A 13561-nucleotide genomic window follows, 5' to 3' on the forward strand; every position below is an offset into this window, starting at 1 on the left:
TTTTTATCAGTGTTGACACATAAAAAGAGGTTCAGACACAAAAACAGGCTGTGGAAAAGACTTTCTCCACAGCCTGATAGCTCTAAAGAGCTACTTTTTTATTTTACTTCTACTGTTTCTTCTTTATGTTCATGCAATTCGCCTTTTTTAACATGAACTTTCACTTTGTAAGAACCCTTTTCTTTGAAAGTATGTTTCGTTTCATACTCCCCTTTATTTCCTTCTTTTGCTGGAATGAATTCGTGTTTTTCCACACCATCTTTCCAAATCTCAAGTTGTACTTCAGCACCAGTTAAAGCTTCTTCTTTTTGTTTTAAATGAACTTTCATTGTTGATTCAGCATTTGCTTTTATGTCACCAGCCATAAGGTGAATCATTGTATCGCTTTTATGATCGCCATGTCCTGCACCATGATCACTATTTTCTTTTTTCGCATCTTCTACTTTCGCATTTCCTACAGCCACTTTTACTTCTGGCATAACATGCATTTCACGCGCATTTGTGTGAGCGATAATATGGTATACGCCATCCGTCTCGAACGTTTTCTCTACAGCATAAACACCTTTTCCTTTATGCTTACCTTCTAGCATCTCGTGCTTTTCGTCGCCAGCTTTCCAAATTTCAAACTTTACATCATCAGCATCTGTTACCTTTTCTTTTCCTTGTGTAACAAGTGCCTGTACTTCTGTTTTTTCACCAGGTTTAATTTCTTTCGGATTTGTTTGAACTGCTACTTTTACAGCTTCTAGTTTCTGTTCTTTTTTCGGTTCTTCTTTGTTTGTATTACAGCCAGCCAATGCTAGCATCGCGATAAATAAAGTCATAATAAGTTTTTTCATCATCATTTCCTCCTTCATACTTTATTTAGTATAGAGGAAATACATTGTAATATTCTAGTCTTCTGCTGAAAACAATGTACGAAATGTTTGTGAAGTTTCTGTGAAGTGCTATAGCCTTTTGAATCTATGAAAAAAGAGCATAGTACCTATGCTCTCGGATGAAACTGTTTATATACATCTTTTAATCTAGTTTTTGAAACATGCGTATAAATTTGTGTCGTCGAAATATCTGCATGTCCAAGCATTTCTTGCACAGCACGTAAGTCTGCTCCATTTTCTAATAAATGCGTAGCAAAAGAATGACGCAATGTATGAGGTGTAAGCTCTTTTTCAATATTTGCTTCTTTCGCTAATCGTTTTAAAATTTTCCAAAATCCTTGTCTTGATAATCGATTGCCATGATGGTTTAAAAAGAGTGCATCTACTACTTTTTTCCCCATCAATTCTCTTCTTCCCTTTTCAATATACTTTTGAATCGCTTCCGTCGCTAAACTTCCTAGTGGAATAATTCTTTCTTTATTCCCTTTCCCTATGCATCGAACAAATCCCATCGTTAAATGTACATCTTCTAAATTTAATGCAATTAATTCCGAAACACGAAGTCCTGTTGCATACAATAACTCTAGCATCGCTTTATCACGAACCCCAAAAGCGCTCGTCATTTTTGGTGTCTGCAGTAACGCCTCTACTTCATCAACTGACAATACTTTCGGTAATTTCCGTTCTCCTTGCGGCGTTTCAATATGTACGGATGGATCGTGCTCTACCGCTCGTTCACGAAGTAAAAATTGGTGAAACGAACGAATCGATGCAATATGACGAGCTAATGTTTTCGAAGATTTTCCGTTTTCTTTTAAGTGCTGCAGAAAGTTAACAATGTGCAAGCGTGTCACTTCGTGAAAGCTTTTCGCTTGTTCTACATTTTGCAAATACTTTACATAACTTTTTAAATCACGTTCATAAGATACTACTGTATTTTTCGCTAGTCCTTTTTCAACAACCATATAATGAATAAAATCTTTTAATTGATCTTCCAATCTACACTACTCCCCATTTTCATAGAAAAACATCATTCTATTTACGAAAGCATCCTTTGCCGGCTCTTCATTCCCTGATACTTTTTCTACAGTCTCTTCTTTTGGCTTTTCATAACGATGATAGCTTTCATATTCTTCATTTATCCATAGTATAGCGAAATAAAACAAAATCGTACAACTTGTAAATAATAAAAATACTTTTATCCCATCAAAAGTTAATTTTAAAGCTCGGCGCATTGTAAATTCCTCCAAAATATAAGTTATTACAACATATGCCAAGCTTTCACCAATTTATACCTTATTCAAATAAAAAACCTCTTCCTAGTTAAATAGGAAAAGGTTATTTTTCATCCGTTTCATTTTCTTGACAATTTTTACAAATCCCATGGAATGTTAAACGATGATCCTTCACCTTAAAGCTCCAGTCATGTTCTACTTTCCTTTCCACTTCACCAAGTAAATCTTCTTGTATTTCTTGTACAGCACCACATTGTGTACAAATCAAATGATGGTGGAAACGCTGCGCACCTTCTTGGCGTAAGTCATAGCGTGAAACACCGTCTCCGAAGTTAATCTTATCGACAACTTTTAACTCAGATAATAGTTCTAAAGTTCGATAGACGGTTGCTAATCCGATCTCTGGCGACTTTTCTTTTACAAGGAGGTAAACATCTTCTGCGCTTAAATGATCTTCTTCATTTTCTAGCAGCACACGAACTGTTGCTTCACGTTGCGGTGTTAATTTGTAGCTCGCTGCATGTAATTGCTTCTTAATTCGTTCAATTCTTTCTTCCATTCGGTACTACTCCCTCCTCGCCACTCTTACACCATTATATCAGAAGAAGGGCTTCTGTCAAAAGAAAAACAATAAAAACAAATTGATAATTATTCTCATAAAGTATTTATTGTTTATTAATAGCCTCAACGACTTCTTTCATTAAAACTGGTGATGCATAAGCCTCTACACTTGAAGCAAGAGCTAACACCGCTCCAATTACAAGAAAGAAGCATGTATAACGGATCAATAATGGTAATAGCGGCTCAGTTATTTTTCGGATAAATTGATGCCTAATCATGCGTAAGGAAAAACTTGCGGCAATTGTTGTCATAACGAGAAATACTGGGATGATAATGAGATTTTGTGGCAATACAGAAACGAATGCTAATAATAATCCATTCCATCCATGCTGACTTACTAAGAAACCTACTGTAAATCCGACAACTACTCCTTTTGCAAATAATAAAATAAAAATGAGTGGCAATCCAATAATTGAAATCCCTAAAATCCAAATAAATCCAATGTATTTTAATTGTGAAAAGTAACTTTCTCGAAACATTTCGCCTGCAATAGCAAATTCTCCTTTAGAAACTTGTCCAAAAAAACGTTGCAAATAAAATGATAAATCTTGTTTTTGATTTAATTGTAAACTATTTACAAGAATCGCTCCAAATATTACTCCCATCAATAACAAAACAGCGTTAAATATATATAATGAAGAGTTTTCCTGTATGTGAGACATTACACGGTCTTGCCAAGTTTTTCTCCACATTTTTCTTCCCTCCGTTCACACTCTTACTAAAAATGTATGAAAGAAAGAAAAAAGTATGACGAATTAACATTGAAATTCCGCTCTACTTTGCTAAACTAAAAAGTAGAGAATAGGAGGGATTTCTCTTGAAACCATTATTATTAGATTTTCCAACATTATTTCAAACTGAACGCTTACAGGTTCGTAAGCCATTTCCAGGTGATGGTGCAGAAGTGTATGAAGCAATACAAGCTTCTCTAGAAGACTTAGTACCGTGGATGCCAATTAACGCTGAAACAGAAGAAAGTGCTGAAGAAATCGTTCGTAACGCTCACGGACAGTTTTTACTTCGTGAAACACTTGATTTTCACTTATACGATAAAGTATCTGGTACATTCATCGGAGCTATAACGCTCAAGCCTGAAAACTGGGATATTCCAAAGTTTTCACTTCACTTCTGGCTACATAGCGCTTATACAAAACAAGGCTATATGACCGAAGCTGTGAAAGGTGCCATTCAATTTGCCTTTGATAAGCTAAGCGCTCGAAGAATTGAAATTCGTATTGATGCAACAAATACAAATGCATGTAACTTAGCAGAACGTTTAGAATTTATTCTAGAAGGTACAATGGAAAATGATTTCATAGCACCAGATGGTAGCTTACGTGATGCACGCGTATATGCAAAAATTAATTAAAAACACTCGCCTTTGGCGAGTGTTTATTTTTGTAGTTGTAAATATTGTACTGCAAACATCGTCTTCGCATCGTGAATACGAAGATCTTTCATAAGAGTAGTTGCTTCTTCTAATGATACTTCCATTAATTCCACAAACTCATCTTCATCTAACGCAGCTTTATTTTCTTTTTTCGTCAAACCTGTCGCTTTATATACATATAAAATTTCATCTGCAAATCCTGGAGATGTATAGAAAGAAGTAATAAGCTCCATATTTTCACATACATAACCTGTTTCCTCTTCTAATTCACGAACTGCTGTCACCTCAGGTTTTTCACCTGGCTCTAACTTGCCAGCTGGAATTTCTATAATCGCCTTTTCAAGCGCTTTACGATACTGCTCAACAAGCACAATTTTCCCCTCATCAGTAATAGCAATAATAGCAACTGCACCAGGGTGATTTACAATTTCACGTTTACTCATTGCTCCATTTGGTAATACTACATCATCAACACGAACTTTTATAACTCTACCATCAAAAATCGGCTCAGTTTTTACTGTTCTCTCTGCAAGATTACTCATACTACTTCATCTCCCTGTTCTATTTCCTATTCTTTCCTCATACATTTTACCACATTGAAAGGAGCGTGATAGAAATGAAAGTTTATATTTTACCAAATCGCGTCACTTTAGTCGGAAAAGCATGGCAAATTCGCCATAAGCTAAAACAATATGGCAAAGAGTATACAACTGTACAAGAATGGATTACAGCAACTAAAAAGTAAACGTTTGTCAACCTCTTTTCCCTTGCGTACAATAAGAATAAGGAGAAGGAGAAGGAGGTTGAACTATGAAAAAACGTCAATTAGGAAACTCAGATTTATTTGTGACAGAAATGGGACTTGGCTGTATGTCCCTCGGTACATCTGAAAAAGAAGCCCTGCGTATTATTCATGAAGCAATCGATTTAGGAATCAATTTTTTTGATACAGCGGATTTATATGATTATGGATTAAACGAAGAATTTGTTGGAAAAGCCTTAAAAGGAAAACGAGACCAAATTATCCTTACAACGAAGGTTGGGAATCGATGGACAGAAGAAAAAAACGGCTGGTCTTGGGATCCTTCTAAAAATTACATAAAGGCTGAAGTGAAAGAAAGTTTACGTAGACTTCAAACTGATTATATTGATCTTTATCAACTTCACGGCGGGACGATTGAAGATCCTGTAGATGAAGTAATTGAAGCCTTTGAAGAATTGAAAAAAGAAGGTATCATACGCCATTACGGTATTTCTTCTATACGTCCAAATGTCATCCGTGAATATGCACAGCGTTCAAATATCGTTAGTGTTCTAATGGAATATAGCCTTTTGAATCGTCGCCCTGAAGAATGGTTCCAGCTTCTTAATGAACATCAAATTAGCGTCATTGCTCGCGGACCACTTGCGAAAGGAATATTAACTGATAACAATACAAGAAAGATAGAAAGAGTAAAAGAAAAAGATTACCTTTCTTATTCTTACGATGAATTATATGCGACGCTTGCGAATGTAAAAGAAATAATTGGAGAAAACTCCTTAACTGGAACAGCTATTCAATATTGCTTACATAACGAAACTGTTGCAGCTGTTATACCTGGTGCAAGCTCTATTGGGCAATTACGAGAAAATGCACAAGCTAGTAAACAAACACAGTTAACAACAGCAGAATATACACAGCTTCAGCAAATTGTGAAATGTAATACGTACGCATTACACCGATAAAAAGACGCTACCATACTGGTAGCGTCTTTTTATAACGTATCATATTTATCAGGATTCGTTCCTACATGTAAATTACGATTTAACGTATTAATTTGAGTCATCTCTTCTTCTGTTAATGAAAAATCAAAGATAGAAAAATTCTCCTGAATGCGAGATGGTGTAACAGACTTAGGAATCGTCACAATCCCGCTTTGAATATCCCACCTTAATATAACTTGCGCAGGTGTTTTTTCATATTTAGTAGCAATGGCCTGAATAATCGGGTGCTGAAATACTTCTCCGCCCCTCATTAATGGACTCCATGCTTCCATTTGAATTTGCTCACCTTGACAGAAATTACGCAATTCAAATTGTGTTAACATGGGATGAAGTTCCACTTGGTTTACCATCGGCTTTACTTTGCAATTTGGTAATAGCAGTTCTAAATGATGTTTATGGAAGTTAGAAACACCAATCGCGCGCACTTTACCTTCTTCATACAGTTTTTCTAATGCTCGGTACGTATCAACATACTTCCCTCTTATTGGCCAATGTATTAAATATAAATCTACATAGTCCATTTGTAATTTTTTTAAGCTTTTCTCAAACGCCTCAAGTGTTTCCTCGTATCCTTGATCATCGTTCCAAACTTTTGTTGTAATAAAGATGTCTTCTCTCGGAATCCCTGATTCACGAACTGCTTCTCCGACACCGCTTTCATTTTCATATACAGTTGCTGTATCAATCGAACGGTATCCAACTTCTAACGCTGTTTTTACTGCTTGTTTTACTTCGTCGCCTTCTTTCGCTTTATAAACGCCTAAACCAATCATCGGCATTTTTACGCCATTATGAAGTGTAGTTGTTGGAATGTGCACAGTCGTCTCCCTTTCATCATTACATTTTTTTATAAGCCACCACTTTATTTGAACAAGATTCAACCAAAAAGTCAAAACATATGTACAGTTTACATAATAAACTTATATACTTTCTAAAATAATGCGAACTCATTCATTCACTTATTTTCCATCCATTTCTTCGCTTTTTCATCAACATTACGTACAAACTCAGTTTTCCCTTCCGAATATAACTCACCATCATATGTATACTTTTCAGCTAATTCTTTCTTTAAAGTTGCATATGCCTCAGCTTCTTCACAATGAGCCATCATATAATCACGAAATGCTAAATGCCTTACTATCTCAGGGTTTCCTTTTTCAAACACATGTAAGTGATACGAGCGTTTTTCCTCCGTTCCATGAATAAAATAACGGCGTCTTGAAATACCATTCTCCCCTTTTACGATATAGCCAAGCTCTTCAAAACGTTCATTCCACCTATCTACTCTGTCGATACTCTCTACTTCCATAATCATATCTATAATTGGTTTCGCTGCCAGTCCTGGCACCGACGTACTTCCAATATGATGGACCTTCACCTTTTCTGGCATCGCCGCTTTTAATCTTTCAGCCTCCATTTGAAATTTTTCACCCCAATGATTTTCATGCGGAACAACTACAATTTTTCTCATTCTAACTCCCCTTTTCTTACAAGCTCGTCAAAAAAATGATCAGCGTTATTCACTGATCATTTTCGTTATTATTTAAAGTCTTTCCAAGTAAGGTTACTTTCACTTAACAGTTCTTCAAATGATTTATTCTTTTCACGTTCTTTTTGTTCTTGACGCTTTCTTTCCAGTTCTGCTGCCTCTTTTTTCTCTTCTCTCACTTGCAACTCTTTCTTCTTATTTTTTAATTGCTGCATGAGTGAATCGTTTAATTGATCACCTAATGTAAGCGATTCTTTCTTTGGTTGATTCATTTGCGATTGTCTTTGCATTTGTCTTTGTTTCTTTTTCTTCATGCTGCTCACCTTTTACTTTTTTCTCCATTATAGTAGATACACCATGAAATCGACAACAAAAAAGGAGCGTTACTCTATTATTCACTTTTTGTAAATATGTTAATTTTTCGAAAAAACCATTTTTTTGTCTAGATATAATCCTATGAATCTATTAAAATTATGTCGTATGATGTCAGATTATAAAAAAAGGAGAATTAGATTATGTGGAAAAAAATCATTCCTGCTGTTGCCGTTTTAAGCACCATTACTTTTTCAACCGTATTTGCTGCTCCCCCATCCCAGACTCCAGCTGAACAAAACCGCTACATAGACGTACAAATGCTTGGTATTAATGATTTCCATGGACAACTAGATACTGTTAAAAAAATTAATAACAAAGAAGCTGGTGGCGCTGATTACTTAGCTACTTATTTAAAAGAACGTAAAAAGCAAAACCCGAATACACTTCTCGTACACGCTGGCGATATTGTCGGAGCTAGTCCACCAGTTTCAGCATTGTTACAAGACGAACCAACGATTGAATTTTTAAATGACTTAAAATTTGATGTTGGTACAATCGGAAACCACGAATTTGATGAAAGTATTGATGAAATGAAACGTCTCATTTACGGTGGCTATCACGAAAAAACAGGGAATTTCAAAGGTGCAAATTTCCCTTATGTCGCTGCAAACTTCTATAATAAATCCACTGGCCGCTTATTTTTACCGCCATTTACTGTAAAAATGGTAAATGGTGTGCCTGTAGGATTCATTGGCGTAGTTACAACTGATACACCAAATGTCGTGATGCCTACTATGCTTAAAAATGTAGAAATCACTGACGAAGTAGAAGCAATTAATAAATCAACGCAGCAATTAAAGCGTCTTGGCGTTAAATCCATTGTCGTCCTTGCTCATGTCGGTGGAACAACAGATGAGTCTGGTGTGACAAATGGAGACCTTACTCGAATTGCAAATGAAACAGATCCGGAAGTTGATGTTATTTTTGGTGGGCATAGTCACACGTATGTAAATGGTACTGTAAATAATAAACTAATCGTCCAAGCGAACTCTTACGGAATGGCTTTCTCAGATGTAGATGTAACAATTGATCGTAAAACAAAAGATATTGTAAAGAAAAAAGCTGAAGTTGTTACAACATACCATGAAGGTGTAGAACCTGATAAACAAGTAAAGAAAAAACTAGATCAATATAAAGAAAAAATTGCACCGCTTGTAAATGAAGTTGTCGGAAAATCTACAGCACCTATCGACCGTAAACAAAATGATGCTGGTGAGTCCACTCTTGGAAATTTAGTTGCCGATGCCCAGCGCCAAACGATGCAAACTCAAATCGCACTTATGAATCCGGGCGGCATTCGTAATGACTTAGATGCTGGCGATATTACATGGGGCGAATTATACGGCATTCAGCCTTTTGGAAACCAATTAATTAAAGTAGATTTAACAGGTCAAGATATTCGCGACATTTTAAATCAACAATGGCAAAAAGGAACGACGAGAATGCTTCAAATTTCAGGTATTCAATATACGTGGGATGCAAATAAACCAAACGGTCAAAAAGTTACAAATATACGTTTAACAAACGGTGAAGAATTATCTCCATCTAAAACGTATAGCGTAGTGGCAAATGCCTTTTTAGCTTCTGGCGGTGATGGATTTGTATCATTTAAAAATGGTAAAAATCCAGAGACTGGTCCAAACGACTTTGAAGCGCTAGTCGATTACGTAAAACAATTAAAAGAACCTATTCAGCCAATTATCGATGGTAGAATTCAAAAAACAAATTAAGTACACTCATAATAAACAATCTTAATTTTTCATCGTAAAAGATACACATAAACCTTTTATCCGTCATATATGTGAAACCTAAAAAGGATACTCGTTCTTACAATGAACATAGTATCCTTTTCTTTATTTATCAATATGTGATGTGTTGTTAAAATCATATTGTTGTAAAAATTGTTGTAACGCCTCTTCTACAAGTTTAGATTTTTGAATTCCTTTCGATTCTGATATAACGTCTAGTTTTGCTAATATTTCTTTATTAATAGAAAAGGTACGTTTCTTTTTTTCTGTACTTATATTCATCATGGGCGCAATTACTTCTTCTTTCTTTCTTAATAACTCATAAATACTTTGTAATTGTTCATAAATTAATAGTTGATAATCCGTTTTCGCATATTGAAGGGCTGTCGCTTCTTGGAGTTGTAAGTGACGCGGTTCTTCTCCATCTCCTACAAAAATACGCTTTTTCTGTTCTCCATCATATTCGTATCCAATCAATCTTAATTTCTTCGATAATGTATACGGGCTTATTTCAAGACGTTTTGCTATAATAGCGATGGATTCACGCCTATTTAAACAATCGATAATTTCTCCAATCGTCACAATTTCCCTCCTCCCATATTGAAATGACACTAGTATGGTATGTTACAATGATTTTCTAACAGTATATGCAAAACGAATAGCCTGTGCGATTCATACGATTTTAGAAAAGGAGGTTTTCAATATGCTTTTTCGTAGCAATACCCCGCAGTTCTATAATGAAAATAAAAAACTCATTCCTAATAGTATCGCTACGATGGAAAGCGTTATGATTAACAACCGAAAACAAACTCTCCTTATGCGCGGGCAAAACGTAGAGCAGCCTATTTTATTATGCTGTCACGGTGGACCAGGCATGGCACAAATCGGATTTATTCGTCATTTTCAAAAAGAATTGGAGAAACACTTCATCGTAATTAATTGGGATCAGCGCGGGGCAGGTAAATCCTTTTCAATGAAAGATTTCGGAGCAAATTTTACAATCGAACAATTCATTTCCGATGCAAAAGAAGTGATTCAATATGTACTTAAAAAATTCAATAAACAGAAACTATTTCTCGCTGGTCATTCTTGGGGAAGTATTATCGGGCTTAACATAGCACACTATTATCCACAATATATCGAGGCTTATATCGGTATTGGGCAAATTGTACATATGAAACAAAACGAGGAATTACTATATCAGCATTTAATTCGTTCTGCAAAAAAATATAATCATAAAAAAGCATTAGCGTCCCTTTTAAAATTAGGAAAACCGCCATTTTTAGATACGAGACGCCTTATTATTCAAAGAAAATGGCTTGGCACATTCGGAGGTGCAATCCAAAACGGATCTTCCTTTTCTTTCATACGAAAAGGCTTCTTTTCTCCCGAATATACACTATTAGATTGGTTCAAGTTTCTCGCAGGAAATTTAAAATCTGGCGTTTTATGGGAAGAAATGTTGACAGTCGATTTCTTTTCTTCTATTACGAGTTTATCTACTCCAGTTTATTTTTGTTCTGGTCGCTATGATTATCAAACTCCTTATGCACTCGTTCAGGAATATTGTGATGTAATAGAAGCACCGATAAAAAAGATGATTTGGTTCCCAAATTCAGCACATTCTCCCGATTTAGAAGAGCCAGAATTATTCGCTCGTTCTTTACAATCCATTAAACAAGAGCTAGCTTTTCACCATTAGTAATAAAAGGCTCTTTTACATTTCATAAAAAACATTTTATAATAATATGTCGCAACTATGTATAAATCTAGCAAGGTGATTCATATTTCCTTGCCTTAACACAATAAAATTTTGGGGAGATTACATTTATTATGAATGCTGTACTCATTGCAGTAGCAGTTATGCTATTGCTTAGTTTGTTACGTGTCCAGGTCATTGTCGCCATCATTGTTGGAGCTTTAACAGGCGGACTTATCGGTGGACTCGGTATTTCAGAAACGATTAACACTTTTACAACTGGTCTTGGAAACAGTGCTCCAATCGCTTTAAGTTATGCAATGCTTGGTGGTTTCGCTATTTCTCTTTCCAAAACCGGACTTCCAGATGCTATGATTCAAACTGCATTAAAGTGGATTGGCAATGAACAAGACACGAAAAAACAAGTTTACTCTAAAATACTTATTCTATTTATCATTTTAACGATGGCTTGTTTCTCACAAAATGTGATTCCTGTTCACATCGCTTTCATCCCCATCTTAATCCCAGCACTTTTAAAAGTATTAAATGAGCTGAAAGTGGATCGCAGACTTGTTACATGTATTATTACATTCGGATTGATTACTCCTTATATGTGGATTCCAGCAGGATTCGGAAAAATTTATCATGACGTATTACAAACAAATGCTGCGCAAAGCGGTCTTACATTTGATGTCGCACTTATTCCAAAAGCAATGACCATTCCAGCAATCGGTATGATTATCGGATTATGTGTGGCAGTATTTATTACATACCGAAAACCTCGTACGTATGAAACAGAACAAATTCATACTACTGAAAATGAAATCGTTCCCTATACAAAACGAAGCATTACTTTCGGGCTAGTATCTATCTTAGCTACATTAACTGTTCAATTAGCAACAGAATCAATGATTTTCGGCGCTCTAGCGGGGATTATCGTTTTATCAGTTAGTGGTAGTCTACCTCTTAAAGAAGCTGATGCAATTTTAACAAGCGGAATGCGTATGATGTCCTTTATCGGATTTGTTATGATTTCTGCCGCTGGGTTCGGAGCTGTTCTTCGAAAAACAGGACATGTTGAATCTCTTGTACAAACGAGTGCACATATAATTGGGAATAACAAACCACTCGCTGCATTTCTTATGCTTGTAATTGGACTGCTCGTTACGATGGGGATTGGATCATCTTTTTCAACCATCCCTATTTTAACAACAATTTTTGTACCTCTCTGTATTCAGCTTGGATTTAGTCCAATGGCCACCATTGCAATTATCGGTACAGCCGGAGCGCTAGGAGACGCAGGATCTCCAGCATCAGATAGTACACTTGGACCAACATCCGGTTTAAATGCTGATGGTCAACACCATCATATATGGGATACGTGTGTACCAACTTTTTTACATTACAATATACCGTTACTTATATTCGGCTTTATTGCCGCAATTACATTATAAAAGGTGCGTTTTATACGCACCTTTTACTTTTTTATTTTTCCCTTTAATTGTTGCAATGCTATTTTCCCATTTTCTTCGATACAACTTTCCATTTGCATAAATGACGGACCTGCCCACTCACTGTCTATACTCCCGTTCAGTCCAATAATTTTCAATTTATCCGGTATACGGATATTTAATTTTTTTGCTGCTCGAATTAACTCAAAGGTAATCTTATCACTTGAAGTTACAATTCCATCTATATACGGATAAGTTTGCAATAATGTAACAAACTGTTTATTCGTATACCCTTGTACACATTCTTCTCGATAAGAGATTCCTTCCTCCCAAACAGCGTCTAAAAATCCTGATATGTACTCTTCCATTTCTTCACTATCTTCGCCCTCACCGAAATAAGCAAGAAAGTGACAATCTTTTTCTTTTAATAAAGAGACCGCTCTTTGGCCACTTTCATAATAATTTGCATGAGATTTTTCTTCATCAATCACAACAAACGGAAGTGGGATTTCTCCTATACTTTTAAAAACGGATCTTGTCAAAATAACACCTGCAACGTTATTTTCCTTCAACATATGTATGTATCTATCTTTATTCTCTATATTACAAACAATAATTTGATATCCTTCTTTATACGCTATTTCCTCAATACAATGTAGCAAAGTGATGTTTGATGGGTCATATAGATTATCTACAAGTAATGCAATTATCGTTGAATTCTCTTTAAATAGTGGCTTTGCTACACTATTTGGCCTATAACGTAATTCCTCAATTGCTTCCTTTACTTGTTTTACTGTGTCCTCATGAACGTATCCTTTTTCATTTATAACTCGTGAAACGGTTGCGACTGAAACACCTGCCAATTTTGCAACATCACGTATAGTTGCCACATCGTCACCCCTTAATATGGT

Annotated in this window: 17 protein-coding genes; 6 read left to right on the forward strand and 11 right to left on the reverse strand. The window is 35.7% G+C overall.

Annotated elements, in window-relative coordinates:
• Nucleotides 1-98: 98 nt before the first annotated feature.
• The 5 genes from FH036_RS13260 to spoIIM all read right to left on the reverse strand — a co-directional run bounded on the left by FH036_RS13260 (nucleotide 99) and on the right by spoIIM (nucleotide 3396).
• Nucleotides 99-842: a FixH family protein gene (locus FH036_RS13260; RefSeq protein WP_001993299.1), complete on the reverse strand. Its 744-nt coding sequence runs from the start codon at nucleotides 840-842 to the stop codon at nucleotides 99-101.
• A gap of 143 nt (nucleotides 843-985) precedes the next feature.
• On the reverse strand, nucleotides 986-1876 hold the full coding sequence (gene xerD / locus FH036_RS13265) for a site-specific tyrosine recombinase XerD (protein ID WP_000390084.1): 891 nt from the start codon (nucleotides 1874-1876) through the stop codon (nucleotides 986-988).
• 6 nt (nucleotides 1877-1882) lie between these two features.
• The gene (locus tag FH036_RS13270) at nucleotides 1883-2113 is read right to left on the reverse strand and encodes a YqzK family protein (RefSeq protein ID WP_001250432.1); all 231 of its coding nucleotides are present in this window, start codon (nucleotides 2111-2113) and stop codon (nucleotides 1883-1885) included.
• A 103-nt stretch (nucleotides 2114-2216) separates the two neighbouring features.
• Complete coding sequence (fur, locus tag FH036_RS13275; protein WP_000392655.1) at nucleotides 2217-2672, reverse strand: ferric iron uptake transcriptional regulator; 456 nt, start codon at nucleotides 2670-2672, stop codon at nucleotides 2217-2219.
• Nucleotides 2673-2778: 106 nt separating this feature from the next.
• Nucleotides 2779-3396: a stage II sporulation protein M gene (gene spoIIM / locus FH036_RS13280; RefSeq protein ID WP_223290733.1), complete on the reverse strand. Its 618-nt coding sequence runs from the start codon at nucleotides 3394-3396 to the stop codon at nucleotides 2779-2781.
• 155 nt (nucleotides 3397-3551) lie between these two features.
• Here spoIIM and FH036_RS13285 point away from each other — a divergent pair, with 155 nt between their 5' ends.
• Complete coding sequence (locus FH036_RS13285; RefSeq protein ID WP_000803491.1) at nucleotides 3552-4103, forward strand: GNAT family N-acetyltransferase; 552 nt, start codon at nucleotides 3552-3554, stop codon at nucleotides 4101-4103.
• Between the two features lie 23 nt (nucleotides 4104-4126).
• Here the strand turns inward: FH036_RS13285 and FH036_RS13290 are convergent, their stop codons facing one another.
• A complete protein-coding gene (locus FH036_RS13290) occupies nucleotides 4127-4666 on the reverse strand; it encodes an NUDIX hydrolase (protein WP_000067038.1) in 540 nt (179 codons plus the stop codon).
• Between the two features lie 74 nt (nucleotides 4667-4740).
• Between FH036_RS13290 and mciZ the strand changes: the two genes are divergently transcribed.
• Complete coding sequence (gene mciZ / locus FH036_RS13295; protein WP_000870299.1) at nucleotides 4741-4869, forward strand: Z-ring formation inhibitor MciZ; 129 nt, start codon at nucleotides 4741-4743, stop codon at nucleotides 4867-4869.
• A gap of 65 nt (nucleotides 4870-4934) precedes the next feature.
• Complete coding sequence (locus FH036_RS13300) at nucleotides 4935-5849, forward strand: aldo/keto reductase (protein ID WP_139895859.1); 915 nt, start codon at nucleotides 4935-4937, stop codon at nucleotides 5847-5849.
• A gap of 29 nt (nucleotides 5850-5878) precedes the next feature.
• On the opposite strand, the gene FH036_RS13305 is transcribed toward FH036_RS13300, so the two are convergent.
• The 3 genes from FH036_RS13305 to FH036_RS13315 form a co-directional block, all read right to left on the reverse strand.
• A complete protein-coding gene (locus tag FH036_RS13305; RefSeq protein WP_139895860.1) occupies nucleotides 5879-6706 on the reverse strand; it encodes an aldo/keto reductase in 828 nt (275 codons plus the stop codon).
• Nucleotides 6707-6843: 137 nt separating this feature from the next.
• Nucleotides 6844-7359: a GrpB family protein gene (locus FH036_RS13310; protein WP_139895861.1), complete on the reverse strand. Its 516-nt coding sequence runs from the start codon at nucleotides 7357-7359 to the stop codon at nucleotides 6844-6846.
• 68 nt (nucleotides 7360-7427) lie between these two features.
• Nucleotides 7428-7691, reverse strand: coding sequence for a YqkE family protein (locus tag FH036_RS13315; protein WP_000727551.1), 264 nt, complete (start codon nucleotides 7689-7691; stop codon nucleotides 7428-7430).
• 201 nt (nucleotides 7692-7892) lie between these two features.
• Between FH036_RS13315 and FH036_RS13320 the strand changes: the two genes are divergently transcribed.
• Nucleotides 7893-9482 carry a bifunctional metallophosphatase/5'-nucleotidase gene (locus tag FH036_RS13320; protein WP_139895862.1) on the forward strand — a complete coding sequence of 530 codons (1590 nt, stop codon included), beginning with the start codon at nucleotides 7893-7895 and terminating at the stop codon, nucleotides 9480-9482.
• Between the two features lie 123 nt (nucleotides 9483-9605).
• On the opposite strand, the gene FH036_RS13325 is transcribed toward FH036_RS13320, so the two are convergent.
• Nucleotides 9606-10082: a ribbon-helix-helix domain-containing protein gene (locus tag FH036_RS13325; RefSeq protein ID WP_000151910.1), complete on the reverse strand. Its 477-nt coding sequence runs from the start codon at nucleotides 10080-10082 to the stop codon at nucleotides 9606-9608.
• Nucleotides 10083-10203: 121 nt separating this feature from the next.
• On the opposite strand from FH036_RS13325, the gene FH036_RS13330 reads away from it, so the two are divergent.
• Both FH036_RS13330 and FH036_RS13335 read left to right on the forward strand, forming a co-directional pair.
• Nucleotides 10204-11202 (forward strand): alpha/beta fold hydrolase, encoded by a 999-nt coding sequence (locus tag FH036_RS13330; protein WP_139895863.1) that lies wholly within the window; start codon nucleotides 10204-10206, stop codon nucleotides 11200-11202.
• 131 nt (nucleotides 11203-11333) lie between these two features.
• Nucleotides 11334-12653: a Na+/H+ antiporter family protein gene (locus FH036_RS13335; protein WP_000994774.1), complete on the forward strand. Its 1320-nt coding sequence runs from the start codon at nucleotides 11334-11336 to the stop codon at nucleotides 12651-12653.
• A gap of 23 nt (nucleotides 12654-12676) precedes the next feature.
• On the opposite strand, the gene FH036_RS13340 is transcribed toward FH036_RS13335, so the two are convergent.
• On the reverse strand, nucleotides 12677-13540 hold the full coding sequence (locus tag FH036_RS13340; RefSeq protein ID WP_139895864.1) for a LacI family DNA-binding transcriptional regulator: 864 nt from the start codon (nucleotides 13538-13540) through the stop codon (nucleotides 12677-12679).
• Between the last annotated feature and the right edge of the window lie 21 nt (nucleotides 13541-13561).

The organism is Bacillus sp. CD3-5, assembly GCF_006349665.1.
GTDB classification, from domain to species: Bacteria; Bacillota; Bacilli; order Bacillales; family Bacillaceae_G; genus Bacillus_A; species Bacillus_A paranthracis.

What these genes read in the sequence shown, in the direction of transcription:
- fur (WP_000392655.1), bottom strand. Translation starts at nt 2,672, where the DNA reads ATGGAAGAAAGAATTGAACGAATTAAGAAGCAATTACATGCAGCGAGC.
- FH036_RS13270 (WP_001250432.1), bottom strand. Translation starts at nt 2,113, where the DNA reads ATGCGCCGAGCTTTAAAATTAACTTTTGATGGGATAAAAGTATTTTTA.
- mciZ (WP_000870299.1), top strand. Translation starts at nt 4,741, where the DNA reads ATGAAAGTTTATATTTTACCAAATCGCGTCACTTTAGTCGGAAAAGCA.
- spoIIM (WP_223290733.1), bottom strand. Translation starts at nt 3,396, where the DNA reads ATGTCTCACATACAGGAAAACTCTTCATTATATATATTTAACGCTGTT.
- FH036_RS13310 (WP_139895861.1), bottom strand. Translation starts at nt 7,359, where the DNA reads ATGAGAAAAATTGTAGTTGTTCCGCATGAAAATCATTGGGGTGAAAAA.
- FH036_RS13320 (WP_139895862.1), top strand. Translation starts at nt 7,893, where the DNA reads ATGTGGAAAAAAATCATTCCTGCTGTTGCCGTTTTAAGCACCATTACT.
- FH036_RS13315 (WP_000727551.1), bottom strand. Translation starts at nt 7,691, where the DNA reads ATGAAGAAAAAGAAACAAAGACAAATGCAAAGACAATCGCAAATGAAT.
- FH036_RS13335 (WP_000994774.1), top strand. Translation starts at nt 11,334, where the DNA reads ATGAATGCTGTACTCATTGCAGTAGCAGTTATGCTATTGCTTAGTTTG.
- FH036_RS13330 (WP_139895863.1), top strand. Translation starts at nt 10,204, where the DNA reads ATGCTTTTTCGTAGCAATACCCCGCAGTTCTATAATGAAAATAAAAAA.
- FH036_RS13260 (WP_001993299.1), bottom strand. Translation starts at nt 842, where the DNA reads ATGATGAAAAAACTTATTATGACTTTATTTATCGCGATGCTAGCATTG.
- FH036_RS13290 (WP_000067038.1), bottom strand. Translation starts at nt 4,666, where the DNA reads ATGAGTAATCTTGCAGAGAGAACAGTAAAAACTGAGCCGATTTTTGAT.
- FH036_RS13300 (WP_139895859.1), top strand. Translation starts at nt 4,935, where the DNA reads ATGAAAAAACGTCAATTAGGAAACTCAGATTTATTTGTGACAGAAATG.